General features: G+C 42.9%; 25 protein-coding genes. 16 read left to right on the forward strand and 9 right to left on the reverse strand.

All coding sequences use genetic code 11. The features are described 5' to 3' along the window. Positions 1–160: 160 nt before the first annotated feature. On the forward strand, positions 161–601 hold the full coding sequence (locus tag K5Q73_RS18500; protein ID WP_220759242.1) for an Hsp20 family protein: 441 nt from the start codon (positions 161–163) through the stop codon (positions 599–601). Between the two features lie 74 nt (positions 602–675). On the opposite strand, the gene ilvN is transcribed toward K5Q73_RS18500, so the two are convergent. The 3 genes from ilvN to K5Q73_RS18515 all read right to left on the reverse strand — a co-directional run bounded on the left by ilvN (position 676) and on the right by K5Q73_RS18515 (position 4,466). Further along, positions 676–1,170: an acetolactate synthase small subunit gene (gene ilvN / locus K5Q73_RS18505; protein WP_220759240.1), complete on the reverse strand. Its 495-nt coding sequence runs from the start codon at positions 1,168–1,170 to the stop codon at positions 676–678. Next, a complete protein-coding gene (locus tag K5Q73_RS18510) occupies positions 1,170–2,891 on the reverse strand; it encodes an acetolactate synthase 3 large subunit (protein WP_220759238.1) in 1,722 nt (573 codons plus the stop codon). The genes ilvN and K5Q73_RS18510 overlap by 1 nt, the downstream gene beginning before the upstream one ends. 348 nt (positions 2,892–3,239) lie before the next feature. Continuing rightward, on the reverse strand, positions 3,240–4,466 hold the full coding sequence (locus tag K5Q73_RS18515) for a multidrug effflux MFS transporter (RefSeq protein WP_220759236.1): 1,227 nt from the start codon (positions 4,464–4,466) through the stop codon (positions 3,240–3,242). A gap of 482 nt (positions 4,467–4,948) precedes the next feature. Between K5Q73_RS18515 and K5Q73_RS18520 the strand changes: the two genes are divergently transcribed. Beyond that, entirely contained in the window at positions 4,949–6,820 is a 1,872-nt protein-coding gene (locus K5Q73_RS18520; protein WP_220759235.1) for a choice-of-anchor I family protein, read from the forward strand. A 443-nt stretch (positions 6,821–7,263) separates the two neighbouring features. Here K5Q73_RS18520 and K5Q73_RS18525 read toward each other — a convergent pair whose 3' ends face one another. Beyond that, a complete protein-coding gene (locus K5Q73_RS18525; RefSeq protein ID WP_220759233.1) occupies positions 7,264–7,608 on the reverse strand; it encodes a hypothetical protein in 345 nt (114 codons plus the stop codon). A 248-nt stretch (positions 7,609–7,856) separates the two neighbouring features. Between K5Q73_RS18525 and K5Q73_RS18530 the strand changes: the two genes are divergently transcribed. Continuing rightward, positions 7,857–8,609 (forward strand): Nif3-like dinuclear metal center hexameric protein, encoded by a 753-nt coding sequence (locus tag K5Q73_RS18530; RefSeq protein ID WP_220759231.1) that lies wholly within the window; start codon positions 7,857–7,859, stop codon positions 8,607–8,609. An 82-nt stretch (positions 8,610–8,691) separates the two neighbouring features. On the opposite strand, the gene metG is transcribed toward K5Q73_RS18530, so the two are convergent. Then, entirely contained in the window at positions 8,692–10,731 is a 2,040-nt protein-coding gene (metG, locus tag K5Q73_RS18535; RefSeq protein ID WP_220759230.1) for a methionine--tRNA ligase, read from the reverse strand. Positions 10,732–10,891: 160 nt separating this feature from the next. Between metG and apbC the strand changes: the two genes are divergently transcribed. The 9 genes from apbC to K5Q73_RS18580 are packed head-to-tail and all read left to right on the forward strand — an operon-like array spanning position 10,892 to position 17,906. After that, a complete protein-coding gene (gene apbC, locus K5Q73_RS18540; protein ID WP_220759229.1) occupies positions 10,892–12,007 on the forward strand; it encodes an iron-sulfur cluster carrier protein ApbC in 1,116 nt (371 codons plus the stop codon). Positions 12,008–12,018: 11 nt separating this feature from the next. Continuing rightward, positions 12,019–12,654: a uridine kinase gene (gene udk / locus K5Q73_RS18545; protein WP_012155159.1), complete on the forward strand. Its 636-nt coding sequence runs from the start codon at positions 12,019–12,021 to the stop codon at positions 12,652–12,654. A gap of 34 nt (positions 12,655–12,688) precedes the next feature. Then, positions 12,689–13,273: a dCTP deaminase gene (dcd, locus tag K5Q73_RS18550; RefSeq protein ID WP_220759228.1), complete on the forward strand. Its 585-nt coding sequence runs from the start codon at positions 12,689–12,691 to the stop codon at positions 13,271–13,273. Further along, the gene (pabC, locus tag K5Q73_RS18555) at positions 13,273–14,175 is read left to right on the forward strand and encodes an aminodeoxychorismate lyase (protein WP_220759227.1); all 903 of its coding nucleotides are present in this window, start codon (positions 13,273–13,275) and stop codon (positions 14,173–14,175) included. The genes dcd and pabC overlap by 1 nt, the downstream gene beginning before the upstream one ends. After that, entirely contained in the window at positions 14,172–15,179 is a 1,008-nt protein-coding gene (mltG, locus tag K5Q73_RS18560) for an endolytic transglycosylase MltG (protein WP_220759226.1), read from the forward strand. The genes pabC and mltG overlap by 4 nt, the downstream gene beginning before the upstream one ends. Next, positions 15,176–15,820 carry a dTMP kinase gene (gene tmk, locus K5Q73_RS18565; protein ID WP_220759225.1) on the forward strand — a complete coding sequence of 215 codons (645 nt, stop codon included), beginning with the start codon at positions 15,176–15,178 and terminating at the stop codon, positions 15,818–15,820. The genes mltG and tmk overlap by 4 nt, the downstream gene beginning before the upstream one ends. A 1-nt stretch (position 15,821) precedes the next feature. Next, positions 15,822–16,739: a DNA polymerase III subunit delta' gene (holB, locus tag K5Q73_RS18570; RefSeq protein ID WP_220759224.1), complete on the forward strand. Its 918-nt coding sequence runs from the start codon at positions 15,822–15,824 to the stop codon at positions 16,737–16,739. 6 nt (positions 16,740–16,745) lie between these two features. Next, the gene (locus tag K5Q73_RS18575) at positions 16,746–17,072 is read left to right on the forward strand and encodes a PilZ domain-containing protein (RefSeq protein WP_220759223.1); all 327 of its coding nucleotides are present in this window, start codon (positions 16,746–16,748) and stop codon (positions 17,070–17,072) included. A 45-nt stretch (positions 17,073–17,117) separates the two neighbouring features. After that, the gene (locus tag K5Q73_RS18580; RefSeq protein ID WP_220759222.1) at positions 17,118–17,906 is read left to right on the forward strand and encodes a TatD family hydrolase; all 789 of its coding nucleotides are present in this window, start codon (positions 17,118–17,120) and stop codon (positions 17,904–17,906) included. 213 nt (positions 17,907–18,119) lie between these two features. Here the strand turns inward: K5Q73_RS18580 and rsmF are convergent, their stop codons facing one another. Then, entirely contained in the window at positions 18,120–19,577 is a 1,458-nt protein-coding gene (gene rsmF / locus K5Q73_RS18585; RefSeq protein WP_220759221.1) for a 16S rRNA (cytosine(1407)-C(5))-methyltransferase RsmF, read from the reverse strand. A 270-nt stretch (positions 19,578–19,847) separates the two neighbouring features. Here rsmF and K5Q73_RS18590 point away from each other — a divergent pair, with 270 nt between their 5' ends. Then, positions 19,848–21,074 carry a nucleoside recognition domain-containing protein gene (locus tag K5Q73_RS18590; RefSeq protein ID WP_220759220.1) on the forward strand — a complete coding sequence of 409 codons (1,227 nt, stop codon included), beginning with the start codon at positions 19,848–19,850 and terminating at the stop codon, positions 21,072–21,074. Positions 21,075–21,180: 106 nt separating this feature from the next. On the opposite strand, the gene K5Q73_RS18595 is transcribed toward K5Q73_RS18590, so the two are convergent. The 3 genes from K5Q73_RS18595 to K5Q73_RS18605 are packed head-to-tail and all read right to left on the reverse strand — an operon-like array spanning position 21,181 to position 25,049. Further along, entirely contained in the window at positions 21,181–23,811 is a 2,631-nt protein-coding gene (locus K5Q73_RS18595; protein WP_220759219.1) for a PqiB family protein, read from the reverse strand. After that, the gene (locus K5Q73_RS18600; RefSeq protein WP_220759218.1) at positions 23,789–24,430 is read right to left on the reverse strand and encodes a paraquat-inducible protein A; all 642 of its coding nucleotides are present in this window, start codon (positions 24,428–24,430) and stop codon (positions 23,789–23,791) included. Before K5Q73_RS18600 ends, K5Q73_RS18595 begins: the two co-directional genes overlap by 23 nt. Beyond that, positions 24,420–25,049 (reverse strand): paraquat-inducible protein A, encoded by a 630-nt coding sequence (locus tag K5Q73_RS18605; RefSeq protein WP_220759217.1) that lies wholly within the window; start codon positions 25,047–25,049, stop codon positions 24,420–24,422. The genes K5Q73_RS18600 and K5Q73_RS18605 overlap by 11 nt, the downstream gene beginning before the upstream one ends. Before the next feature lie 185 nt (positions 25,050–25,234). Between K5Q73_RS18605 and K5Q73_RS18610 the strand changes: the two genes are divergently transcribed. The 3 genes from K5Q73_RS18610 to proQ all read left to right on the forward strand — a co-directional run bounded on the left by K5Q73_RS18610 (position 25,235) and on the right by proQ (position 26,995). Beyond that, entirely contained in the window at positions 25,235–25,525 is a 291-nt protein-coding gene (locus K5Q73_RS18610) for a YebG family protein (protein ID WP_220759216.1), read from the forward strand. Between the two features lie 84 nt (positions 25,526–25,609). Continuing rightward, positions 25,610–26,068, forward strand: coding sequence for a GAF domain-containing protein (locus K5Q73_RS18615; RefSeq protein WP_220759215.1), 459 nt, complete (start codon positions 25,610–25,612; stop codon positions 26,066–26,068). Positions 26,069–26,356: 288 nt separating this feature from the next. Further along, positions 26,357–26,995, forward strand: a complete 639-nt coding sequence (gene proQ / locus K5Q73_RS18620) for an RNA chaperone ProQ (protein WP_220759214.1) — start codon at positions 26,357–26,359, stop codon at positions 26,993–26,995. Positions 26,996–26,998 lie beyond the last annotated feature (3 nt).

Genomic DNA, 26,998 nt, shown 5'->3' on the forward strand with positions numbered 1-26,998 from the left:
GATTATAGGATGCTCAATGAGGTCCTTAGCTAACAGTGTATACGGTGCCTATGGGGCCATTAATGTTAGTGAGCTACAGACGGTGCGGCATTTCTTCGCAGTTGCGATTGAGTCGGCCACAATACTTTATAAATATATTGCTTAAGACAAGGATATACCCATGAGAAATTACGACCTAACACCACTATACCGCAGCGCTATTGGATTTGATCGTTTAGCACAGCTTGCTGAGCATGCCGCATCGAACAAAGCGAATTCTGGTTACCCGCCTTATAACATCGAACTGATTAATGAGCATCGCTACCGCATTACTATGGCTGTTGCTGGCTTTTCGATGCAGGAACTTGATATTACAAGCGAAGGCGATAAGTTGTTAGTTAAAGGCACCAAAGCTGAATCGACTGATGAGCGTAAATATCTTTACCAAGGTATTGCTGAGCGTGGTTTTGAGCGTACATTCCAGCTTGCAGATTATGTCACTGTGATTGGCGCAGATCTTGAAAATGGCTTGCTTAATATCGATCTTAAGCGCGAAATTCCAGAAGCGATGAAGCCACGAAAAATTGAAATTGGTGGCACTAGAATACTTGATGCAGAGTAATCTCAATTAAGAATTAGAAACGAAGTTAAAAAGGGAGCCAATCGGCTCCCTTTTGCTACTTCTGCTATATGGCTCTAGGCTTTCATTGCTTTTTCGCCACGTGCTAAACCTACTACACCAGAGCGGGAGATCTCAACGACCTTAGTAAATTCTGCTAACGCTGCAATACAAGCATCGAGTTTCTCACTGGTTCCAATAAGCTGTACTGTATAGAGACTCTGCGTCACATCAACAATTTGACCACGGAAAATATCAGCTAAGCGTTTTACCTCTTCACGATTGTCACCGTGAGCCTTTACTTTAATAAGTGCTAGTTCACGCTCAACATGGGCTGACTCGGTAATATTCGATACCTTGAGTACATCAATTAGTTTATGTAATTGCTTTTCTATCTGCTCTAAAACATATTCATCAGCGTTGACCGTAACGGTAAGGCGCGAAAGTGTCATGTCTTCAGTTGGCGCAACAGTTAGTGTTTCGATGTTATAGCCGCGTTGAGAGAAAAGGCCAACAACTCGTGAAAGGGCGCCGGGTTGGTTTTCAAGTAATACACATATAATTCGACGCATTAGCTTTTCTCCGTTTTGCTAAGCCACATTTCGTTCATCGCTCCACCGCGGATCTGCATTGGGTGAACGTGCTCAGTTTCATCAACGTGGATATCCATAAAGACCAGCTTGTCTTTCATGCTAAGGGCTTTTTTAAGACCATCCTCTAACTCTGCAGGGTTGCTAATTGTCATACCTACATGGCCATAAGCTTCAGAGATTTTGGCAAAGTCTGGTACAGAATCCATATAAGATTGAGAGTGACGACCAGCGTAGATCATATCCTGCCACTGCTTCACCATACCTAAGAAGTGATTGTTCAAGTTGATGATAATGACAGGGATATCATATTGCAGTGCTGTTGAAAGCTCCTGAATATTCATTTGTATTGAGCCATCACCAGTGACGCAAATTACTGTCTCGTCAGGTTTCGCCAGCTTAACGCCTAGAGCTGCGGGTAAACCAAAGCCCATAGTGCCTAGACCACCTGAGTTGATCCAGCGTCTTGGTTTATTGAATGGGTAATACAGTGCAGCAAACATCTGATGCTGACCAACATCAGAGGTTACGTATGCATCGCCGTTAGTCAGTTTGTGAACCGCCTCGATAACTTCTTGTGGCTTAATTTTCTTGTCGTTAGTTGAGTACGCTAAGCTATCACGTGCACGCCACTTAGCAATATCACTCCACCATTGATCGTTAGCACTAGGATCTGTAATACCGTAGTCATTAGTTTCAATATGCTTGAGCATCTCGTCTAAGACTTTTTCAGCAGAACCCACAATTGGGATATCGACTCGAATGGTTTTTGAGATCGAGGAGGGGTCGATATCGATATGTAAAATTTTAGCGTTAGGGCAGTACTTTTCGACATTATTGGTCGTACGATCATCAAATCGTACACCAATACCGAAAATAAGGTCGCTATTATGCATCGTCATATTGGCTTCGTAACAGCCATGCATACCTAACATGCCAACACTGTTTTTGTGAGTGCCAGGAAAGGCGCCTAAACCCATGAGTGTACTAACAACAGGGATCCCAAGTTTTTCAGATAGCGCTAAAATTTGTGCGTCGCAGCCTGATATAACCGCGCCACCACCGACATAAAGTACGGGTTTCTTGGCTTGTAACAGCGCTTGTAGACCTCGACGAACCTGGCCTTTATGGCCTGAAGTCGTCGGGTTATATGAGCGCATGCTGATATCTTCAGGATATTGATAGTCGTGTAATATCGCAGGGTTCATACAGTCTTTTGGTACATCGACAACAACGGGACCAGGTCGGCCACTAGAGGCGATGTAAAAGGCTTTCTTAAGAATGGCTGGAATATCTCTAGGATCGGTTACTAAGAAGCTGTGCTTAACAACGGGTCTTGAAATACCGATCATATCGCACTCTTGGAATGCGTCATTACCAATTAAATTGCTGGGAACCTGGCCTGAAATAACCACTAAAGGAATTGAATCCATATAGGCAGTTGCAATACCAGTAATGGTATTGGTGGCACCTGGCCCAGAGGTTACGAGTACAACACCTACTTCGCCAGTTGCACGAGCATAACCATCGGCCATGTGTACGGCGGCTTGTTCGTGACGGACTAGAATGTGTTCAATCTTGGATTTTTCGTGTAGGGCATCATAGATATCCAGTACGGAGCCGCCTGGATAGCCAAAAATATGTTTAACACCTTCATCAATAAGAGAACGGACAACCATGCTGGCGCCTGATAACTTCTCCATAGTACTTCCTCTTAAGTTACCGCGACGGTATGCAGTATCTTGCTACAGCGACGGTAATCGCTCTAATAATTAAGCTCAGACGGTAATCTTTGCTCGCTAAATAGCCATTTAATCTTAGATAAGGATTAAAACGCAAACGAGTTGCTCGGCAAACACTCAAGCTGAGTGTGTTTTCATCATATAAAACCCATGAGTTATTACAAGTGCTTAAGAAGAAAAACCGTTCTGAATGAAGAAAATTCATTATTGCTAGCAAAATAGTGAGTTAAGTGAGGGGATGAATGGTTGATATGTCGTTAGCGGCTTGTGCTTAAAAGTATTGGCTTAGCCGCTAGTTATGTGCACCGATTAATCTAAGGAGACAGTCGGTTCATGGCGACTTAGAAACTGGCAAAAACCGACTAATAGCACAGCAGATAACATTAAGGCTGAAAACGGCACCGCAGTGCCTGTATAAAACAGTGCCAATAAAGGCCCCGCTAATGCACCAAAACCAAAACGCAATGTACCAATGACAGCTGTCGCGGTTCCGGTCTCTTTTTGAAACTTCATCAGTACAATTGCATCGGCATTAACTGACATAACACCCAAGCAGGCCATTAGCGGCAATAACATCATCACGGTAAAGTGATAGCTTAAACCGAGTAGATTAACGCTCAGCAGTGCAATACCTGAAATAGCCCCGAAAAAAGTCGATACCTTAAGCATTCGTTTGGAGCCGTACCGGCCCACTATTTTACTGTTGACCACGTTAGCCAGCATTAAAGCACCAACATTGGTACTAAAAAGAATCGCGAACAGTGACTTGTCTAAACCAAACACTTCCATATAAACGAATGGAGAAGCTGTTAGATAACAAAAAAAGGCAAATGAGGTGAGTACACCGCTGGCGATATTGAGCTTTACGCCTTTTTTTGTAAATACCGTAGCATAGGCGCCAAAAAAAGACTGAGTACTCCGGCTGCTTTTGTCTTTATCGCTAGGCATCTTAAGTTTTAGGCTCACCAGCAGTAATAAAATGAATGCGTAGAAGGCTAGAATAAAGAAGATCAGATGCCAGTCACCAAGCTCTAAAATCAGACTGCCAATACTCGGGGCGATAAGAGGCGCTAACATCATGATAAGACTGACATAAGACATGCCTTTCGCGGTGTTTTTTCCGTAAAGTTCCTTAATGTAGCCGGGTACCACTACCGTTGCAGCTGCACCGATAAATGCTTGCAAAAAACGGATAACTAAAAACGACTCAATAGAGGTGACAAAGGCGAGGGCGAGACTACAGAGCATAAACCCCGTTAACCCAACAAGTACTAGGCGTTTTCGACCAAATCGATCTGCTAAGGGGCCGAAGCAGAGCATACCGAGTGAATAACCGGCTAAGTAGAGGCTTAGAGACTGTTGCACAAGGGTGATGTCGGTGTCGAAGCTAGATGCTAGTGTCGCCATTGCTGGCAGGTACATGTCAATAGCAAGCGGGGTGATAGCGACAATGGCCGATAACATCGGGATCAACAAAGCCAAACTCACGCCGAATGCTTGTTTGTTGATGTATTGACTATTGGATGAGTTGTTCAAAAAGACCTCTATAAAATACGGCTAATCTACGGATTAAATTGACCTTAGGTTCTGCCATCACTGAGTTACCGATTTTTGAAGGTAACAGGCTTTGGAATAGCTTAACTTGACGTTAAATAAGGTGTAATGCTTCTGGTAGTGCTTACATTGCCGACCAAAGCAGTAACCGCTTTGGCGAATGAAAGGAGCCCTTTAATTGTGCTAAGTATTCAAAGGGGCAGATGCAATTATAGTAGCGTTTTAAACTCAAGAATCAATCCTAAGTCGACCTTAATTTAAAACCTGAACAATTCAATTTGTAAGCAAACGCGTCCTGCACCTTATATGAGCTTGCTATTCGTTGCATGTCACTTAAATGTCTTTTATTTGTCATCTTCATGTCTTTAATTATTTCTAGTTTACTCGTTTTAAAACGAGCAGTGAGCTCATTGCACAGGTTAAGAGTTAACAGGCTCACAAAAAAGATGATTAAAGGAATAATAATGAACAAAAAGCTGAAGTTGATCCCTCTTTTAGTGGGCGCTTGCTGGGTAACGGCTTGTAGTGATGATGGCGAGCAGGGGTTGGCAGGCACTGATGGCTTAAATGCTCTCTCCTCTCAGTCAGCACTTACCATTGGGCATGAGCAATGCGCTTTAGGCGGACAATTACTGACAAGCGGCATAGATTTAAATGCTAATGGAAGCTTGGATCCTGAAGAGGTGAACAGCGCCCAGACTCAATACTTATGTAATCAATCAGCGGGACAGTTAACAGCGACCCTTATTGGCCGTTATCAAAGTGAGGTTTATGGCTTAAGTGCGGCAGAGATTGTTGATTATCATGTAACATCCCAACGAATTTTTGTCGTAAATTCCAAAAGCGGTAAGGTCGATGTAATACAAGCATCAGGGCTAAACTTAGACGATTCAGTGACAGATTCAGGGGCTCTAGCACTCAATAATCTGACTAAGGTCACAGAAGTTGATGTTGCTACAGATCTTGCGCTGCAAAGATTAGGTGGAGTCAACAGCCTGAGTGTCTATGGAGATCTGCTGGCCGTTGCAATAGAGTGTGCAGACGATAAAGGTAACAGTAAACAAGGTCGTGGATATGTAGCCTTTTATCGATTAGATGATAGTGGCGAAGCGGAGCTTATCCAGCAAGTTGAAGTAGGTTACTTGCCGGATAATGTCACCTTTAATCGAGATGGTTCGCTGTTGCTAGTCGCTAACGAGGGTGAGCCAAATTCAGCTTACACAGTTGATCCTGAAGGAAGTATTTCAATCATTGCCATAATTGATGCAATACCCCAGTCGACGGCAACTGAACTGAGCTTTAGCGAGTTTAACCTAGGTGCAGCAAGAGAAACTGAAATTAGCTCACTAATTAAGATTAACGGCCCTAGTGCAAGTGTTGCTCAAGATCTTGAACCTGAATACATTGCAGTTAGTGAAGATAATCATAAAGCTTATGTTTCATTGCAAGAAAACAATGCCATTGCTGTTGTTGATTTGAACAGTATGCGCATAGAGTCAATTTTGGCTTTAGGGCTTAAAGATTATGGCTTAGAGCAGAACAAGATTGATGCCAGCGATAAAGATGGTCAAGTTAACTTCGTTGCCTATAAGGGCGTTTATGGTATGTACCAGCCCGATACGATACAAAGTTATCAATGGAAAGGGGCTAACTTTATTGTTTCAGCGAATGAAGGTGATGCTAGAGATTATGACGGTTTCTCTGAAGAAGTTAGGGCTGATGACTTGACGTTAGACGCAGCACATCCACAATTTACTGCCGCACAAGATAAAACTCAGCTCGGACGTCTAAAAGTGACGACGAGTATGGGAGATACTGATAACGACGGAGATATGGATCAGATAGTCAGTTATGGTGCTCGTTCTTTCTCTATTTGGGACGAACAAGGTAATATCGTGTTTGATTCAGCGTCAGACTTTTCAAGGATCACAGCTGCTGTGCTAGGTGATAACTTCAATAATAATAACGATGAGAATAAAGGTGACAGCCGAAGTGATGATAAAGCCCATGAGCCTGAAGCCTTAGCTTTAGGTAAAATAGCTGATAAACATTATGCGTTTATCGGGCTTGAGCGAAATGGTGGCTTCATGATTTATGATATCAGTAACCCTTTCGCTGTGAGTTTTGTCGATTACGTGGTTAATCGTGATTTTGATACCGAATTTGAAATCGATGGTGACACGGGTGAAGTCATCGGTGATGCGACGCTTGCAGGGGATCTTGGGCCTGAAGGAATGAAGTTTATTTCAGCAAAAAACAGCCCAACAGCTCAACCTTTATTAGTGATAGGCAATGAAGTCAGTGGCACAACCAGTGTTTATGGACTGAGTCTTTAACGGGTTATACCAATCAGTATAAGAAGTTGATCTACTCAGAACGTTTTTTGGCAACTAATTCAAGGCAAATAACTGAAAGAATGGTTATTCCCTTGTGAAGCTATTTAACGCAGGAGTAGGCAGCCAAAAACGCTCCAGGATGGCGAGTTTTAGCTGCTCAGCTGCTGCGTTAACGAGCTAAACCGTAGAACAACTATGCTCTTCACTCGTTGCAAACCACATGGATGTGGTGAATGTCATTAATGCAGGAGCATTTAATGACCTTGCATCAGAACAGCTAAATTCTCGCTGAGCGACCAAATCTTTATACTGATTGGTATTAATCAATAAATAATAGATAACGCAAAATAAAAAACTCCATCACTTCAAAAGTGATGGAGTTTTTTATTTTCATCCTAACTAAGCAAAGTGCTGTTGTTAGGACACTCAATAGCGAATTAAGATTAGAAACCGCGAGGTAATTGGCCTTTACCCGCTAGCTTTTCACGCCAAAGTTCTTTAGGTGTTTTACCACCGCTTTTAGCTGCAGGCTTAGCTGCTTTCTTCGCAGGAGCTTTTTTAGCGGCAGGTTTAGCTGCAACAGCCTTTTTCTCCGCTTTAGCTTCAACTGGGGCGCTTTCACCACCGAACTCGGCTAACATCGCTTCTAAATCACTAAAGCGTAAAGACTTACCGCCATCGATTTTGTACCAGCTACCTTTCTGTTCAATTTTAACAGCTTGGCCATCACGCTGTGTTAGCGCAGCCTCAAGTGTGCTGATAACTTCTTCTTTGGTCAGTTTTGACATAATAATAACCTGTTTATTTTTGTGTGTACTTGAAGGTTTAAACTGATTTTATCGTTTAATGTACCGTAAAGTCCAATTTTAGCCTTATATGGCTGTATTTCTATGATGTTTTGAACACTTTAGCGTAAAAAGTGAGTTGAATCGGTGTGCTTTTTGAGCGCTGCCGTAACATTGTTCGGATTGCGTTCAACTATTTATTTACACTAACAATAGGTTAAAATACGATTTTTGCTACTCTCGGCGGAATTATGACTCGGACCGAATTAAGCCAATATTTGGCAAACTTTTTACAAATTTCTAATTTTAAAGATTACGCGCCAAATGGTTTGCAAGTTGAAGGCAAGGCAGAGATCAACACGATAGTGACAGGCGTGACCGCATGTCAGGCATTAATTGATGCCGCAGTTGAGCTTAATGCCGATGCGATATTAGTGCATCACGGTTTCTTTTGGAAAAGTGAGCCAGAAATTATTGTAGGCATGAAACAAAAGCGGATTAAAGCACTGCTGATAAATGATGTTAATTTATTTGGTTATCACCTGCCTTTGGATGCGCATCCTATTGTTGGTAACAATGCTCAGCTGGCTAATGTGTTAGGGATCACCGGGGCTGAAGTGATTGAAAATGTGGCCCAAGGCTTGATGTGGCAAGGAAGACTCGCGCAACCTTTAACGGCTCAAGCCTTTAATGAACTGATTTCGGCCAAACTTAATCGCCAATGCCAACATTTAGGTGATAGTGATGCCATGGTCAGTACAGTTGCTTGGTGCACTGGTGGTGCCCAGGATTATATTGACGTTGCTGCAAGTATGGGACTCGATGCGTTTATAAGTGGAGAGGTCTCTGAACGTACCTACCATTGTGCGGTAGAGCAGGGCATTCAGTATTACGCCGCAGGCCATCACGCCACAGAGCTTTATGGTATTCAGGCATTAGGTGAGCATTTGGCAGACAAATTTGGCGTTAAACATCATTTTGTCGATATTGTGAATCCAGTTTAATTGTTTACTAGGTTCAACTAGGCCCATAAAAAATGCCGCTTATCGAAGCGGCATTTTTATTTTAACAATTAAGTATGAAAGTTTATTTTACTTTCATACCTGGCTGGGCACCTTCGTGTGGCTCCATGATCCAAAGATCTTTACCGCCAGGACCTGCGGCCAATACCATGCCTTCTGATACACCGAAGCGCATTTCACGCGGCGCTAGGTTTGCCACCATAACGGTGAGCTTACCTTCGAGCTCTTCAGGAGCATAGGCTGACTTAATACCTGCAAACACTTGCTTAGTTTCGCCGCCTAAATCAAGCTCAAGTCGCAGAAGTTTATTGGCTTCTTTAACGTGTTCAGCTTTGGCTATACGTGCGATACGTAAGTCGATTTTAGCGAAATCTTCGAAGCTTATCTCTGCAGCAATTGGATCTTGCTCAAGCGGCGTCTTAACGTCTTTTTTCACTTCAGGCTCAGCAGCGGCTTGAAGGTTCTCTTTAGAGGCTTCAATAATCGCTTCAATGCTCTTCATTTCAACACGTTGCATTAACGCCTTGAACTTAGCGATTTCATGGCCTGCAAGATCAACATCTAGATTGTCCCAGGTCAGTTCCATCTGTAAGAAGGCTTCAACATCTTGTGCAAGCTTAGGAAGCACCGGCTTAAGATAAGTCACCAAGATACGGAACAGGTTAAGTGCGTTACTACAAACCTGATGGGCTTCTTCTTGCTTAGCGTCATCTTTAATTAACTGCCAAGGAGCCGAGTCTGCAACATAGGCGTTAGCGATGTCTGCAAGTGTCATCACTTCGCGCATTGCTTTACCGAATTCACGAGCCTCGTAGAAGTTAGCGATAGTTTCTTGTTTAGCTAAGAAGCTTTCAGTCAGGCTTGTATCGCTAATTTTTGCAAGTTTGCCGTCAAAACGTTTGCTGATAAAACCAGCCGTACGTGAAGCTAAATTAACTAACTTACCGACTAGATCAGAGTTAACTCGCTGGGCGAAATCTTCAAGATTTAAGTCAAGATCATCAATTCTGCTACTAAGCTTAGCCGCGTAGTAATAACGTAGGTACTCAGGATCTAAGTTATCAAGGTATGTACGTGCCTTAATAAAGGTACCTTTAGATTTTGACATCTTAGCGCCGTTTACCGTGACATAACCATGAGCATATACGCTAGTCGGCTTACGCAGACCTGCGCCATCAAGCATGGCAGGCCAGAATAGGCTGTGGAAGTAAACGATATCTTTACCGATAAAGTGATAAACTTCAGCGGTCGAATCTTTACTCCAGTACTCATCAAAGTTTAGATCGTCACGCTTATCACATAGGTTCTTAAATGACCCCATGTAGCCGATAGGAGCGTCTAACCAAACATAGAAGAATTTACCTGGTGCATCTGGGATCTCAAAACCAAAGTATGGTGAATCGCGTGAGATATCCCACTGCTGTAAACCTTGCTCGAACCACTCGCCAAGCTTATTAGCCATCTCTTGTTGTAGAGAACCTGAGTTGATCCACTCTTTAAGCATGCCTTCAAAAGAAGGAAGGTCGAAGAAGAAGTGTTCTGTATCTTTCATCACAGGTGTTGCGCCCGACACGGCTGATTTTGGATCAATCAGATCTGTGGTGCTATATGTTGCACCGCAGTTGTCGCAGTTATCACCATATTGGTCTTCAGACTTACAACGCGGGCAGGTACCTTTAACAAAACGGTCAGGTAGGAACATCGACTTTTCAGGGTCGAATAGCTGAGAAATTGTCTTTGTCTTGATATAACCAGCATCGCGTAGCTTAATATAAATTTCGCTCGCTAGTTCACGGTTTTCATCACTGTGAGTGCTGTGAAAATTATCAAACTGGATATTGAAGTCAGCAAAATCCTTCTCATGTTCTTTTTGAACTTGAGCGATCATCTCTTCAGGAGTTATCCCCAACTGCTGCGCTTTAAGCATGATTGGCGTGCCGTGAGCATCGTCAGCGCAGATATAGTGACACTCATGCCCACGTAACTTTTGGAAACGTGACCAGATATCAGTTTGAATATACTCAAGCATATGACCCAAATGGATTGGACCATTAGCATACGGAAGTGCACTTGTGACTAGGATTTTACGTTGTGAATTTGCCATCTTTTCTCAAAATCGCTGGGAACCTAATTGGAATGGCATAGATACTAACCGATCCAATACATAGTTTCATCAAAAGCTCGCCCAAGTGGATTAAATCTAGACTAATGTTTGCCGGAATATCTGGTACAATTGCGCAAATTATATTTCGGGGGTCTGCATTTTGTCTTCAACACATCCAAATTATCATCTTAATGATGATCTTCTCAGTTCTGTATTGGCGATTCTAGATACGTTTCAAGACTCGTATTTAAATAAGAGCCTATTAAGTGCAGGTATGGTTACTAAGCTTGCGATTGAAGGTAAGCGACTGCAGTTGGGATTATGTTACTCATACCCATGTCAGACTCAGTATCGTGACATCGTAATGGCAGTGACTAAAGAGTTGGCAGTATTGGATGCGATTGACGAAGTTGAGTGCGAAATTGACTTCCAACCTGATACGGTTTCGGCTATCAGCGCTGTGGAACCATTGCCAAACATCAAGCAGGTGATTGCAGTTGCCTCAGGTAAAGGCGGTGTAGGTAAATCAACGACTGCAGTAAACCTTGCATTAGCTTTGGCTGCAGAAGGCGCTAGTGTTGGGATCTTAGATGCCGATATCTACGGCCCATCAATTCCAATGATGTTAGGTGTTGAAGATTTCAAGCCAGTTTCGCCAGATGGCAAGATTATGACTTTTGCACCAGCACATGGTATTGCTGCTCAGTCTATTGGCTTTATGCTAGATGGCGACCAAGCTGCAGTGTGGCGTGGTCCTATGGCGGCGGGCGCCCTAGTGCAATTGCTCACTGAAACCGAGTGGCCAGAACTGGATTACTTGGTTATCGATATGCCACCAGGAACCGGTGATATCCAATTGACACTTTCTCAAAAAGTGCCAGTCAGTGGTGCTGTTATCGTTACTACGCCTCAAGATATTGCTTTAGCTGACGCTAAGAAAGGCGTGAACATGTTCCAAAAAGTGAACATTCCAGTTTTAGGTATTGTGGAAAACATGAGTTTCCACCTTTGCCCTGAATGTGGTCATAAAGACCATCCATTCGGTGCTGAAGGTGGTCAGAAAATGGCAACTCGCTATAATGTGCCACTATTAGGCCAGTTACCACTACAGCTTAATATTCGTGAAGATGTCGATAAAGGTGTGCCTACCGTTGTGGCTGATGAGACTAGCCAGGTTGCGGGTATTTATCGTGAAATCGCGAGAAAAGTTGGGGCTCAGCTTGCTTTATGTCAAGCGCAGCCAAAAGTATCAATCAGCATGTCTGATGACGAGTAAAGGTTAGTTTAATGAATTCTAAAGATTGTGTTGTTATTGGTATTGCAGGTGCTTCGGCATCGGGTAAGAGTCTTATCGCGAAAACGATTTATGAAGAACTGTGTCGTGATCTAGGCACAGATCAAATAGGTGTAATTGCAGAAGACGCATACTATCGCGACCAAGGTCATCTATCGATGGACCAACGTGTTTTGACAAACTACGACCACCCGAAAGCGTTGGACCACGAGTTATTATGTAGCCATCTGCGTGAGCTTAAAGCAGGTAATGCTGTCGATATTCCAGTTTATAGCTATACGGAACATACACGTACAGACGAGAAAGTGACTCTGACACCTAAAAAGGTCATTATTCTTGAAGGGATTTTGTTGCTGACCGATCCCGCTTTACGTAAAGAGATGGATGCGTCTGTATTTATGGATACACCGCTAGATATCTGCTTTATGCGCCGCCTTTCACGGGACGTTGCGGAGCGAGGCAGAACCATGCAATCGGTCATGTCACAGTACACAGAGACGGTTCGCCCAATGTTTTTACAGTTTATTGAGCCATCAAAGCAGTACGCAGATATCATTGTTCCGCGCGGTGGCAAAAACCGTATCGCAACGGATATTTTAAAGGCGCGTATACAGCATCTTTTAGCATAAGCACACGACTTAAAATGTAAGGCAACCGGCGACTATGCGATTAACTGACATTGAAATTGAAGCTTGCTTAGATAATGGCACCATCATAATGGAGCCACGCCCTGCACCTGAAGCGATAAGTGGTGTCAGTGTCGATGTTAAGTTGGGAAACCAATTTCGTGTTTTTAAAGATCATACCGCCCCTTATATTGATTTAAGTGGTCCAAGTGCTGAAGTGCAAGAAGCGTTAGATCGAGTTATGAGCGAAACCATAGTGATTGAAGAGGGTCAATCCTTCTTCCTTCACCCTGGAGAGCTGGCACTGTCGATTACCCATGAGAACGTCACTTTACCTGCCGATATTGTAGGTTGGTTAGACGGTCGTTCATCGCTGGCTCGATTGGGTTTAATGGTACATGTAACGGCCCATCGAATCGATCCTGGTTGGCAGGGTAAGATTGTATTGGAGTTTTACAACAGTGGTAAATTACCGCTAGCACTTAAACCCAGTATGACCATTGGTGCACTCAATTTTGAGCGTTTAGCACATGCAGTTGCAAGACCTTATAACAAGCGTGAAAGTGCTAAGTATAAGGACCAGCAAGAAGCGGTTGCTAGCCGTATTAGCCAGGATAGCTAATGACACAAGTTTGGGTAGATGGACATCCCGGCAATAATGTTAACCCTCTTGATCGGGGATTAGCTTATGGTGATGCTTTATTCGCAACCATGCGAGTACATCAGGGCAAAATTCAATTCTTAAAATCACATCTTGAGCGACTTACACAAGGCGCTTATCGGCTTGGGTTTGACTGGCATCCATCTAATAAACTGCAGCAGCAACTTAGTCGTTTAGCCGAAGCTAACCCTAATTCATGTATCAAAATACTGCTGACGCGTGGAGTAGGTGGTCGAGGATACGCGGCCAGTGTTGTTCGCCATAACCCTGCAATTATTACTCAAAGTGACATAGCGCTGCAAAGCGAGGCAATGCCGGGGTTGCACTCACAAGCTGCTGGGTCTCTAGATGTGACTGAGATTGTGTCGGTGCATAACTTACCTACTCATTATCAAAATTGGCAGCAGCAGGGTGTTTGCTTAGCAGTGTCCGATGTGAGATTAGGGCGGCAGCCTAAGCTTGCTGGTATTAAGCATTGTAATCGTTTAGAGCAAGTACTGATTAAGTCGGTGGATTTGGCACAGTATGCTCAGGACTGGCTGGTCTTGGACTCTGATGATTATATAGTTGAATCATCGATGGCGAATATTTTCTTTGCATTCGATAAGAAAATCATTACACCTCGGCAGAGTTTTGCTGGGGTTGCAGGCATGATGCGTGAGCAAGTTATCCATCAATTATTACAGATGGGGTATAAAGTCGAGGTCACCGACTTTCATTACAGCATGCTAAACACCGCTAAGCATGTTTTTATGACCAATAGCCTGTTTGGGCTTATTGATGTTTTGGCTATCGAAAATATGCGTTTTAGCAAAGCATCTTGGACTTCAAAGATAAGAGAACAACTCAGTCTGACATTATGAAAAAAGCAATTATAAGTCTTTTCGCGACACTTTTTACGTTATCAACTTTAGGCGCTATAGGTGCATATTGGGGATATAACACCTTGCTAGCCTATGGTGAACAACCGGTTAATTTAACGGCTTCACAAGAGCTTAATATTAAGCGTGGAACCAGCTTTAATCAGTTTATTGCTAATTTAGAATCCGAGCAGTTAATCGATGACGGTTGGAAACTGAAATGGCTGGTACGACTTAAGCCGGAGCTTGCCAATATTCGCTCAGGTCTTTATGAAGTTGAGCCGACTGATACACTCAATAGTCTGCTGGACAAAGTCATCAGTGGCAAAGAAAAGTCATTTGGTGTGACGCTATTAGAAGGGCAAACTGTTAAAGAATGGCGTCAGGAGCTTGTTCAGCAACAAAGACTGACTCAACAAGATGATGTGTTTAAGCAAGTGCTAATCGCTAATGGCGATGAATCGGGACTGCCTGAAGGAAAATTCTTCCCTGATACCTATCATTACCGTGCTGGGAGCAGTGACAAAGCATTACTGAATAAAAGCTATCTTAAAATGCAACTTGAACTCGATAAAGCCTGGCAGGGACGTCAAAAAGACTTACCGCTCAAGTCGGCTTATGAGCTACTTATATTAGCGTCAATTATCGAAAAAGAGACAGGTAAAGCCAGTGAGCGCCCTTGGATTGCAGCGGTTTTTGTTAATCGATTACGTAAGGGCATGCGCCTACAGACGGATCCGACAGTAATATACGGGATGGGTGATAACTATAAAGGCAATATTACTCGCAAAGATCTGCGTGAAACCACAGCTTTTAATACGTACCGAATTAATGGATTACCACCAACGCCTATAGCAGCGCCAAGTTTAGCGGCTATTCAAGCCGCCGCACATCCTGCGGATGTAAATTATATTTATTTCGTGTCACGAAATGATGGTAGCCATGTCTTTTCAAGAACACTGAACGAGCATAATCGTGCAGTGAACAAATATCAGAGAAATCGATGAATACACCAGTCACAACAGCTCAATCAGCCAAATTTATCGTTATCGAAGGGCTTGAAGGGGCAGGTAAGTCAAGCGCGATAGCCCTCGTGAGAGATTTTATTGAGAAGCACACAGGTAAAGCGCCAATTTGCACGAGAGAGCCGGGTGGTACACCGCTCGCTGAACAGATGCGCGACTTGGTAAAAATTGCTAACGATTCTGACCCTTTGTGCGATGAAGCCGAATGCCTACTCTTTTATGCGGCTAGAGCGCAACTAGTTGCAAACGTAATTAAACCAGCTTTAGCTAATGGCGAGTGGGTGTTAGGCGATAGACATAATTTGTCATCCCTCGCATATCAAGGTGGTGGCAGAAACTTAATGCCTTTGGTATCAACGATTAGTGATGCGACTTTAAAAGGATTTAAGCCAGACTTAACTCTCTATCTGGATATAGACCCGAAACTAGGCCTCGAACGCGCGGCTCGCCGTGGTGAGCTTGATCGTATTGAGCAACAAGAAATAGAGTTTTTTAACCGAACTCGGGCGACTTTCTTGTCGTTTGCCGATGCTGATGAGTCTATTAAAATCGTCGATGCCAGCCAGAGTATGGCTGAAGTTCATAAAGATATTATTGCGATTCTTCAAGAGCAGAGTTGGTAATATGACGGCGCTTCCTTGGCTGCAAACCACCTTAGATAACTTTTCTGCGCAAATTAAGACTGCCAAAGTCGGTCATGCCTACCTTGTCGGCATGGATGCAGGCTATGGCGGTGAGTCATTAGTGCTTGAGTTAGCTAAAATGGCTCTTTGTCAACAACTTGGACACGGTGGAGCCTGTGGATTTTGTAAAGCTTGTCAACTGATTGAAGCCAATAATCACCCGGATCTTTACCGAGTGGAAGCCGATGGTGCTCAGATTAAGGTCGATCAGATCCGTGAGCTTTGTCAGAAACTGACTACAACATCTCAACAAGGCGGTCGACGAGTCGCGGTTATTTTAAATAGTGAACGCTTAAATCAGGCATCAGCCAATGCCTTACTTAAGACACTTGAGGAGCCTGGCAAGGATACCATTTTGTTTTTGCAAGCAAATGCTCCTAGTCGCTTAATCGCAACTATTAGCAGTCGTTGCCAAAGGTTACGAGTTGAACTGCCAAATAAAATTCAAGTGAAGCAGTGGCTTAAAGAACAGCTAGACACTGAAAATGATCCATCTTGGTGTTTACCCGTCGTTGGCGGGCCGATGGCGGTGATATCTGCAATTGAAACTGAGCGATATAAAACACTAGTAGAGTATAGAAAAGGCTGGACACAAAGTTTGTCGTCGGGTCATCTGTGTGCTAGTTTAATAAATGTTAATGAAAAGCAAGTTTCTGATGCCCTTAAGGTTTTATATCTTGTGCTGCATCGTGCTTTGGTTAAACAGCAAGATAGTGATCCTCTTACTCGAGTCAAGATTGCCAATTTTGCCGCGAAAGTGATGCAGTTAGAAACGCGTTTATCTGTGATGCCAACGGTCAATACGTTAGCCTTATTTGATGCGCTAACCATTGAGTATAATCAGCTAATCAACCAATAGGAAATTATGACTAATCTTGTTGTCAAATTTGAATCTTTGCAGCAACTGTACCGCGCTTATATGCCGTTTATTAAGCCTATTGGTATGTTTGTTAGCTGTAGTCAAAGCTTCGTACTTGGCCAAGAGTTAATGATTACTTATCAGTTACCCGGCACGACTCAAGGCCACGACTTTAAAGGCTCAGTGATCTGGATTAATCCGTTAGGGGCGTCTGGTGGGCGACCCGCTGGCATTGGAGTAAAGATTTTAACTGAGCCTGACTTTCATAAACATCAGATAGAGCAACTGCTTTCCCGTGAGCTAGCCTCCGGCGATTTGACCTGCACTATGTAGCTGGGTAGACTTGCTGTCCTTTTTGTTGTTTGTTGGATTTTCATCGTGCTTATCGATTCACATTGTCACTTAGACCGTTTAAAAATAGCCCCCGATCAGGCGTCTCTTCAAGAAGTAATATCAGCAGCCAAAGCACGAGATATTGCTTACTTTCTTTGTGTTAACGTAAGGCAACAAGGCTTTCTCGATATGAAGCAGAAAATGGCTGCATTCGATGAAGTATTCCTATCTGCTGGGGTGCACCCATTAGATGTGCAAGATGGCTTAAATATTCAAGAGGTTGAGCAGTTTGCCTGTGATGAAAAGGTCGTTGCAATTGGAGAAACAGGCCTGGATTATTTCTACGCTAATGAAACCAAAGCATTGCAGCAAACCTGCTTTGAGCAGCAGATCGATCTTGCCGTTAAAGTGAATAAGCCGCTAATTATTCACACTCGAGATGCTCGTGAAGACACGATTAACTTTCTTAAACGTGGCAATGCAGACCGAGTTGGCGGTGTATTGCATTGTTTTACTGAAGATTGGGAAATGGCAAAGGCTGCAATAGACTTAGGTTTCTACATTTCCGTTTCAGGAATTGTGACCTTTAAGAATGCAGCTGATCTGCGTAACGTGATCAGAAAAGTGCCTAAAGATAGATTACTGGTTGAGACTGACTCACCTTATTTAGCGCCAGTTCCTCACCGAGGTAAAGAAAACCAACCCGCATTTGTACGTGATGTTGCCGAGTTTGTAGCAGAGCTAAGAGGGGAGAAATATCCCGATTTAGCCCAGTACACCACTGAGAACTTCTTTACTCTCTTTAAAGATGCTGCAAGATTAGCGGGTCGCTAATTCTTATAGCAATTAGAAATTTCAGACAAAAAAAGACCCAAAACTATTCCGATTGTTCTGGGTCTAGGGGAATGGCTCACTAGGAGCCGTGCGCTACTGTTGTTACCCTGTGGGTAAAATAAGTTTAATCACATCATCGCTAAAGACTAATGATATAGAGTGTAGACCACCTTTTGAGATTGTGGGTGATTATTTATCAGCACCCAAATGTAACTACTTATGTGAATACAGTGCAATTTTGTCTTTAACCAAATCTCTCGGCAGATTGTTCTTCAATTTATTGCCTAAGTGCTTAGCGACACCGAGTGAGTTATTAGCGTAGCTGACAATAACTTCCCCTTGAGGTTTAACCTTTTCTTGTAAGCTAATGTCTCGTCCCATTAAAAACTCTTTTGCTTGCTCATCACTGAGTTCAAAACGAGTAGGGGATGACAATGCCAAAACAGCCTCATGGCGAACCTTGTAGCCTTTCTTTAATGCATCTGCGAGTTTTATTCCAATTCTTTGGAAACGCATCTTACCGATTAATGGCATAACAGGATTTGGGAACAACCAATACTCCAAGTCGCGTACCATCATCTGAGCATTATCGGGCAAGGTAATGGAAAAAGTGTCCTTGAAGTACTGTGCTAACTCTTCAACTTGCTTAGGTTTAGCCAAGCTAAAAGGAAAGTTCTTCTGCTTTTTTGGCTCTGGTTGTTGGCGTTCTACAGCTGAGATCTTGTGGATTTTTGCTACGAAGAAGCCTTCGCTGTCGAAGATCTGGGGCCATACATGTAAAAAGCCCTCTTCTGTACAAGCTTTATCAGCTTGTGGGAATAGTGTAGCTAAAGAGCCAAATTCAACGGCATCACCATAGAGAGATTTTAGATGGTGACACACATCTTGGTTTTCTTGTCGGCTTAACGCACAGGTCGAGTAAACAAGGCTGCCGCCTACTTTTAACGCTAGAAAAGCTGACTCAATGAGTGCTTTTTGGGTGTCGACAATGCCCTTGTCATCATTGTTATCCCAATTTTTTAGTGCGTCAGGATCTTTGCGGATGGTGCCTTCTCCGCTACAAGGGGCGTCGAGTAATATTGAGTCAAATGTTTCAAACATATATTCGCCAAACACTCGAGCATCAAAATGGGTCAACGCGCAGTTAGCCACGCCCATTCTGGCTACATTAGCGTGTAGCACTTTCACTCGGCTAGCAGAATATTCATTGGCGATTAACAGGCCTTGGTTGTGCATCAGTGCTGCTATTTGGGTGGTCTTTGACCCAGGCGCTGACGCCATGTCGAGCACGACACTATTTTCGAATAAGTTATCGAAGCAAGTCTGTGCAGTTTTTGTGGTTTCTAGCTGCTCCAACAAAGCTGTAGGCGGTAGCATTGAGCTGGCTTCTTGAATGTAGAACAAGCCCTGTAAGTGCTCGATGGTATTACCCAATTGGATTTCTTGATTGAGCGTTACCCAAAAGCCATCTTTGCACCAAGGAATAGGGTCGAAGTGCCAGCCTTTTTGAGTCATCAAATCGATGAAGTCATCGCTACTTATTTTGAGCGTGTTAACTCGAATAGAAAGCCGTAACGGTTTATTGCTGTAAGCGATAAAGTCTTCCATAGAAAGGTGAGACGGGAGATCGCGTTCGATACTATCGAGAAAATTCTGATTAAAATGAGCCATATGTCGAAGATAATGCGGTAAAGTATCGAGATTATAACAGGTTTAAAGCTAAGACACTGCAATATGAAAGATCCACTATGCCATGAAGTGACGAAACTTAAGGCAGCTGATTACAGGTCTATTCTGCATTGGATAGCACTGCTGAGCGTGAATGCTTGTCATGGCTTTTTTGCAATGAGTCGCTGAATAAAAAATTAGTGAGATTGGTTTAACAGCCGCTGAGTAAAAAATTAATGAGATTAATTTAACAATGGATAGAAGGAAACTTGAGTGCTAAATAAGATCTGGTTTGGCTTTTTTGCAACGGCTTTGTTCGCAATTTTGGCACAACTGCTAACGGGCCATACTCAAGTGCTTTCCGACAGCGTAGCTGGGATTTTTTCAAGTTCAAAGTTAGCTGCAGAAATCGCGTTGGGGTTAGTTGGCGTGTTATCCCTTTGGATGGGGCTGATGCGTGTTGGTGAAAAAGCGGGGGTGGTCGCTGTTTTTTCAAAAATGTTTGAGCCGTTGCTATCTAAGCTCATGCCTGAGGTGCCTAGAGGCCACCCAGCCTTTGGTAGTGTAACAATGAATCTTACTGCTAATATGTTAGGCCTAGATAATGCAGCTACGCCATTAGGCCTTAAAGCGATGCAAGATCTGCAAACTTTAAATCCCAATAAGAGTGTGGCAACGAATGCACAGATTTTGTTTCTGGTATTAAATACTTCTTCAATCACCTTAGTGCCAGTTACCGTTTTCTTATATCGTGCTCAGCAAGGTGCGGCAGCGCCTGCGGATATTTTCTTACCGATATTACTTGCTACAACGGCCTCTACGCTCGCAGGGTTAACGTTAGTGGCTTTAGTGCAAAGGTTATCACTTATAAATACCGTGGTGCTGGCTTATGCTGGCATTATTTTATCGTCCATTATAGGACTCGTTTTTTATTTGAGTACCTTAACGGTATCTGCGATAGGCGAGGTTAGCACTGGCCTTGGCAACGGTATATTACTGCTACTGATCTTTAGCTTCGTACTTGTAGCAGGCATGAGAAAGGTGGCTGTTTACGATGAATTTATTGAGGGCGCGAAGGAGGGATTTGCACAGTCGATAAAACTTATCCCGTATTTATTAGCGATGTTGCTGGCAATAGCACTGTTAAGAGCTTCAGGGGCATTAGATTACTTTTTACAGCTAATAGCAGGTTTAGTGGCGTTTGCGGGCGGAGATATCCGTTTTGTTGATGCAATGCCAACGGCAATTATGAAGCCATTTAGTGGCTCTGGTGCTAGAGCCATGATGCTTGAAACCATGCAACATTACGGTGTAGATTCATTTGCAGGTCGATTAGCGGCGATACTACAGGGTAGTACCGAGACGACATTTTATGTATTAGCGGTATATTTTGGTGCGGTAGGGATCCGCAACGGAAGGCACGCCTTAGCTTGTGGATTATTTGCTGATTTGGCAGGGATCGTCGCGGCAATACTGGTTTGTTATCAATTCTATGGTTAATAGCTGCAGGCGCATAAATAGCAAATAGAGGGATAACAAAAACGAGGCTTAAGCCTCGTTTTTAGTTATATAGAATGACCATAGCAGTAAGCTTGGTAAACTATTGCTATTCAATCTGCGCTTTTTGAATGGGTGTCCAACTAAGCCACTTACTGTCAGCTTCAGATTTAAGCGAAAATGTGTGTTGCTTCATTATGGCGTTAGTTGATTGGGTCGTCTCTTCTGTGGCGACACCTATGCCACCGGCAAGGATAGTTTCTAAAGAACCCGTCTCAATCTGAGCCCCTGAAAAGAGTCCAAGATCAACCTTTACACCAGATAGATCCCAAAACACACTCGACTGGTTAATCAAGTGTTTGTACCTGCTCTCAACGTGGGCACTCATAATGATGCCAGTACCTTGCTGAGATAATTGGTAGCTATCGACTTGGCCGATTTTTATCCCTCTAAAGAAAATAGCAGTACCTACCTTTATGGAGCCTAAATTGCTCTTACTCAAATTAAAAGTCAAAGCGTTATCTAGATTATGGAAGGTTTTTTCGAGTTGACCGACAAAGCTGGTTGCCTTTATAGCACTTTGACCTGGAAACACTTCTATATACGGACCGGTCAGTAATGTTTCAGGTGCCTTAATACCGGCTAAAGATATATCCGCATCGATAATCGAGTAGCTTGCATCTTGTTGGTTAAAGTTGGCGGCATAGTCACCATATAGATAAGCTGTAACACTTAACTGCTTTAGATCTTGAGTTAATGTGACCGAGTCAACTTCACCAACCTTGTGCCCCTGATAACGGATAGGCGCTTTTGCTGCTAACTTAACACTAGCAGGGAAGGTGAGGCTGATTGATTTTGCTTGGCTCAAGGCGAGGAAGCGAGAGTCATAAAGATAACGACTATCGGCTATCTGTTTACCCTCAATAAGGCCAAGACTAATTCCGCCTTTTAACGCGGCTTTTAACGGAGCCACTTCAACCTCGACCCCCGATAAACTGGCATTAATTGATACTGCACTGTTTCGCCAAAATACCGTTTTATCATTTAATAAACTTTGAAATGCACGTTCGATGGTCATATCGATGACAAAATTATTGTTTGCTGCTTGCCACTGAACTCCTGTTACTTGACCAATTTGCATCTTCTTGTAATAGATGGGAGAACCTGCAGCTAAGTCGGCTCCATCTTGGCTTAGAATTCGCTTTTTAATAAGGTTATAACTGGCATAATAATTTTTTGCTTCATCACTACTAGCAAATACACGTAATGCACTTTCACTGGTTGCTAACGCTTTACTTGAGCCTTTTACTAGACTTAATGCGCCGCTGGTTAAGGTATTTAAGTCTCGAGTTTTGACTTGAACACCATCGAGGCTGGCATCTATGGCTAAAGCAGACTCTGCGACGAAATGGCTATTTGCGCTAACTAAACCTGTAAAGTCTGGCTCGATCTCTACCTGGTATTCAACTTGAGTTAAGGCTGAATTGAGGTTACTCGATAAAACCTGTCCAATTTTTATCTGTTTGTAGCGGATCTCAGCGCCAGCACTCACTCCTGGATTTGACCCTGAATGCAATGTCAGTAATAGCCTGTTAAGGTTTTTTGGCTCAGGTTCTTGTGTTAGTAATGTATATTGTTGCTTGGCTGCGCCAGTACCGGGTACGAAATTAATAACGCTACCAGTGATTAAACGTTCGGGGTGCTTGACCCCTGCAAGAGAAATATCAGCTCCTTCTAACCAGAAGTCGGCAGTTTCAGTGAGTAACTCTTGATAGTTGCCATCAATTTTAGCTGTTAGTGACACTCCATCATCGCTGAGCGTCTTCTGGATAATTTGCCCAATCTGGATCCCTCTATAGAGGATAGGCGCATTTTGAGAGACCGCTTCATCACCACTGGCCTTGAGGCTAAACATCACTCCGCCTAAGGCATGCTCTTGATTATCATAGAGTGTAAATTCATGTTTATTTGTAGCTGATTCTGAATCATCATCTGAGCTAAAACTGATCCCGCCCGCTAGAATAGATGCAAGGCTCTCGCTGCTGACTTTTATACCTGAAAGAGAGGCATCGATGCTGATCCCTGAGACATTCCAGAACTGGGAGTTAACCTTTACTAGCTCGGCATATTGCTGCTGAATAAAGGCGGTAACTAGAATTTGCTCAGAACCTTCAAGATGGTAGCCAACTACTTGGCCCACAGGGATCTGCCTGTAAAATACTGGTGAGCCCACATCTAATGAACCTAACTTCTTAGTTGTGATATGAACAATCAGCCCCTCGACGCCAGGGGTGATGACTGGGGCTGTAGTCTCGGCTTCAAAAAATGACCTTGAATCACCTTCACCAGGTAAGATACTGATATAATTACCGGAGAACAGCGTATCTAAGCCTTCAACCCCCGTAATGCTGGCTTTAGGTTTTACTAACCAAAACTTAGTGCCCTCATTAACAAATGGTGCTGCGCGATAGTCCATGATGACACTAACGTCTACGCCATTTAGGTCTTTATCGATACTCATATCAACGACTTTACCTACAGTTAGTCCTTGATACTTTACCAGTGTCTTACCAATGTCCATTCCTGTCGCGCTAGGAAAGTGAATAGTTACCTCAACGCCTGATTCTCGAATGCTTTTCACACCGAGCCAAGCGCCTAATGCAAGCGCGATAAGGGGGAGTAACCAAATCGGTGAGAATAGTTTTTTCTTTACGATTTTAGGCGTTTGAACTTGAGTCATCTTTGGCTTCCAATCTATCCCAGAGTAAACGGGTATCTATGACTTTTGCAGCTAACTGCGTGAGTAAAATAACTAAGGCGAATGCTGTAGCCGCAGGCGCGGGTTTTGCGTCTAATAACTGGCCCATGTTTACGACAGCAACGGTTAGAGATATAACGAAAAGGTCGAGCATAGACCAACGTCCTATCCATTCAATAATATGAAAGCCGGTCATCAGCTTCTTTTTAGAGATAGGTAATTTAAAACTAATCGCCGACAAATAAATCGTTAATCCCACAATCTTAAGAATGGGGACCAAAATACTGGCAACAAATAGAATAATTGCGATGGGGATCATGTCTGTTTTAACAAGATGGGCGATGCCAGAGAAAATGGTATCTTGGGTGACTCGTCCCTGATTCGTCAAAGTAGAAATGGGGTAAAGATTTGCGGGGACCAATAAAATAGTTGCGGTTATTAGCAGCGCCCAGCTCTTTTGTACACTTGAGTAGTCTCTGATGGTAAGCGGTGCATTACAGCGACTACAATGAGTTGATTTTGCACAAGTGACTTTATGGCATGTTGTGCATGATGTGAGACCGATATCTTGGCCTAACGTCGCCGGCTGATCATCGTTCATCAAGATAGCTCCACATATGTTCTAAGTCATACTCACGCATTAAAAATAAAGTCATTATAAATAGCATAGTAAAGCAGAAAGTACCGAAACCAAAAGAGACGGTGGCAAAATCGGCTAAGTTGAATGCAGCGACTAAGAAACTAATAACAAAAATTTCCAACATGGTGAGCTGAGTGAGTATGCCTTGGATCTTTAATGAATGCTTTAGAGCAATTCTTAAAGAAGGGGAGTTAAGTCCATACTTTATGATTAAAATTTGCATCAAGATAGAAAGCAGCAACATGCCCGGCGCGATGACGGCGGAGGTCAATACTGCAATTCCAACTAACCAATAGCCTTGATAATAAACAGCTAAGGCCCCCTCTGTAACTGTCGTTGTTCTAATACTGCCTAGGAACTCGAGCTCTAGCACGGGGAATAAATTTGCCGGAGCAAAAAAGATAATAGCTGTTAAGCATAAGGCTAACATGCCGTTTATTGAGCAATATGGCGTATCGTATAGTGAGGTATGGCATCGAGGGCATATGGCACGTACGCCCGTAGGCAGCGCACGCTTCCTAATGACTAAATCACAAGAGCGACACAAAGTAATACTGTTATCTACAGCTTCCTTTCCCATTGGTTTCAATATCCAAGTGTACGAAATATGCGTTAATCAAACGTAAAAGTTAATTTTTTCACGTATGCGATTGAAAATATAGAGCCATTACGTAAATAAGTTTATCAGATAATAGAGAAAACTTGCATAAGAAGTTGAATGTATGAGACTCTCCACTGTATATAAAAACAGTGTGGGGGTTGGATATGGCCGTTGTAACTCAATTTGTTGTCGTTAGAGAAGGGGTTGAAAAGATGACTTTTACATCGAAGAAGGAGGCTGATGCCTACGATAAGATGCTAGATATCGCAGACAACCTAATTCCGTTCTTGAGTAAAAGTGATTTAGAGTTAGAAGAGAAAGATATAGAAAGACTGGGCTTTTTCCTTGCACAGCATAAAGATGACCTTCAAGTATTACTGAAAGGGGGCTCACTTGAGAAAAAGGTCACGCCAAAAAAAGCGGTTAAAAAAACAGACAGTAAAGAGCCAAAATAAAATGGCGTATTAAAATTGCATAGTTTGTTGTTAATATGCTGCTATTACATTCTTATCTGTAGATAAAACTGTTAGGGAATATTAATGGTGAACGCTTTTTATGACACTCTTAATCGTCAAGTGCTGGCCTTACTGGACGGCGAAGATGATTCGATAGCAGCATTAGCAAACTTTTCAGCTCTCTTAAACGATAACCTCACCGATCTGAATTGGGTTGGGTTTTATTTATTAAAGAATGATGAGTTGGTTCTTGGGCCTTTTCAAGGAAAAGTAGCTTGTTCAAGGATCCCAATCGGTAAAGGGGTTTGTGGAACTGCAGTAGCAACTAATGCTAGCCAGCGAATCGATGATGTACATCAATTTGAAGGGCACATCGCTTGTGATAGTGCGAGTAATTCTGAGTTGGTTGTGCCTTTACGTCAAAATGGAAAGGTTATCGGTGTACTAGATATTGATAGCCCTTCGTTATCAAGATTCAGTGAAATTGATCAACAGGGCGTCGAAACTTTGGTAAAAAGTCTCGAAATTTGCCTAATTGGTTAATCTACGACCAATTATTGCTAATTGTAGGTCGCAATCATTTGAAGCCTCTCTATAATAAGCGGTTTGAGTAATGAAAAAAGCAGACACAATTATATTCGACATACGAATACATGGAGTTTGTGATTTGTAGTTGCTAAGGTAGGTTTGGTTTCAGGGGCTAAAAACAGATGTTAACAATTTTTCATTTGTGGTTTGTGCCTAGATCAGACAAATATAAACGACACTTAAGTTGATTAGAGCGATTGAGCTTGTCGGCGGTGTCCCTTTTTTAAAACTGTGGAAGTAAAGATGGAATCAACAGAAAAGTTGACCGATACCAACGCTATTCTTGCGTATTTGTACGAAACATTTCCTTTGTGCTTTATAGCTGAAGGCGAAACTAAGCCATTAAAAATCGGATTGTTTCAAGATTTAGCGGAAAGGTTAGCTGATGATTCTAAAGTCAGTAAAACTCAGCTCAGAATCGCATTAAGAAGATACACCAGTAGCTGGCGTTACCTTAAGTGCGTTAAAGCTGGCGCACAGCGTATCGATTTAGACGGCAATGCTTGTGGTGAGCTAGAACAAGAGCACATTGACCACGCGGCAGCTACACTAAAAGAAAGCCAAGACAAAGCAAAGGCTAAAAGAGTTGCACAGGCTAAAAGTGCAAATCCTGCAGCTAAAACGGCTAAGAAGCCAGTTAAGAAGCCTGTTGCTAAGCGTCCAAAATCAGCTCAAAGCAGCAAACCTGCAAAAGAGCCTGCTGTGGCAGAAAATTTAACGCCTGCGGTTTTAACTGAATTGAAACCAAACCAGCGTGTTAATGTCAAATTAGGTAAAGCACCAGTAGCTGGTGTGATTCTGGACATTAAGAAAGAAGATGTTCAAGTTCAGTTAGACTCTGGTTTAACGATTAAAGTTAGAGCTGAACACATACTGCTGTAATGG

Source organism: Shewanella sp. MBTL60-112-B2, from assembly GCF_019655055.1.
Taxonomy (GTDB): domain Bacteria; phylum Pseudomonadota; class Gammaproteobacteria; order Enterobacterales; family Shewanellaceae; genus Shewanella.

Bases quoted from the DNA above. Each gene is read 5' to 3' on its own strand.
- K5Q73_RS18500 (WP_220759242.1), top strand. From the start codon at position 161: ATGAGAAATTACGACCTAACACCACTATACCGCAGCGCTATTGGATTT.
- ilvN (WP_220759240.1), bottom strand. From the start codon at position 1,170: ATGCGTCGAATTATATGTGTATTACTTGAAAACCAACCCGGCGCCCTT.
- K5Q73_RS18510 (WP_220759238.1), bottom strand. From the start codon at position 2,891: ATGGAGAAGTTATCAGGCGCCAGCATGGTTGTCCGTTCTCTTATTGAT.
- K5Q73_RS18520 (WP_220759235.1), top strand. From the start codon at position 4,949: ATGAACAAAAAGCTGAAGTTGATCCCTCTTTTAGTGGGCGCTTGCTGG.
- K5Q73_RS18525 (WP_220759233.1), bottom strand. From the start codon at position 7,608: ATGTCAAAACTGACCAAAGAAGAAGTTATCAGCACACTTGAGGCTGCG.
- K5Q73_RS18530 (WP_220759231.1), top strand. From the start codon at position 7,857: ATGACTCGGACCGAATTAAGCCAATATTTGGCAAACTTTTTACAAATT.
- metG (WP_220759230.1), bottom strand. From the start codon at position 10,731: ATGGCAAATTCACAACGTAAAATCCTAGTCACAAGTGCACTTCCGTAT.
- udk (WP_012155159.1), top strand. From the start codon at position 12,019: ATGAATTCTAAAGATTGTGTTGTTATTGGTATTGCAGGTGCTTCGGCA.
- dcd (WP_220759228.1), top strand. From the start codon at position 12,689: ATGCGATTAACTGACATTGAAATTGAAGCTTGCTTAGATAATGGCACC.
- pabC (WP_220759227.1), top strand. From the start codon at position 13,273: ATGACACAAGTTTGGGTAGATGGACATCCCGGCAATAATGTTAACCCT.
- mltG (WP_220759226.1), top strand. From the start codon at position 14,172: ATGAAAAAAGCAATTATAAGTCTTTTCGCGACACTTTTTACGTTATCA.
- tmk (WP_220759225.1), top strand. From the start codon at position 15,176: ATGAATACACCAGTCACAACAGCTCAATCAGCCAAATTTATCGTTATC.
- holB (WP_220759224.1), top strand. From the start codon at position 15,822: ATGACGGCGCTTCCTTGGCTGCAAACCACCTTAGATAACTTTTCTGCG.
- K5Q73_RS18575 (WP_220759223.1), top strand. From the start codon at position 16,746: ATGACTAATCTTGTTGTCAAATTTGAATCTTTGCAGCAACTGTACCGC.
- rsmF (WP_220759221.1), bottom strand. From the start codon at position 19,577: ATGGCTCATTTTAATCAGAATTTTCTCGATAGTATCGAACGCGATCTC.
- K5Q73_RS18595 (WP_220759219.1), bottom strand. From the start codon at position 23,811: ATGACTCAAGTTCAAACGCCTAAAATCGTAAAGAAAAAACTATTCTCA.
- K5Q73_RS18600 (WP_220759218.1), bottom strand. From the start codon at position 24,430: ATGAACGATGATCAGCCGGCGACGTTAGGCCAAGATATCGGTCTCACA.
- K5Q73_RS18605 (WP_220759217.1), bottom strand. From the start codon at position 25,049: ATGGGAAAGGAAGCTGTAGATAACAGTATTACTTTGTGTCGCTCTTGT.
- K5Q73_RS18610 (WP_220759216.1), top strand. From the start codon at position 25,235: ATGGCCGTTGTAACTCAATTTGTTGTCGTTAGAGAAGGGGTTGAAAAG.
- K5Q73_RS18615 (WP_220759215.1), top strand. From the start codon at position 25,610: ATGGTGAACGCTTTTTATGACACTCTTAATCGTCAAGTGCTGGCCTTA.
- proQ (WP_220759214.1), top strand. From the start codon at position 26,357: ATGGAATCAACAGAAAAGTTGACCGATACCAACGCTATTCTTGCGTAT.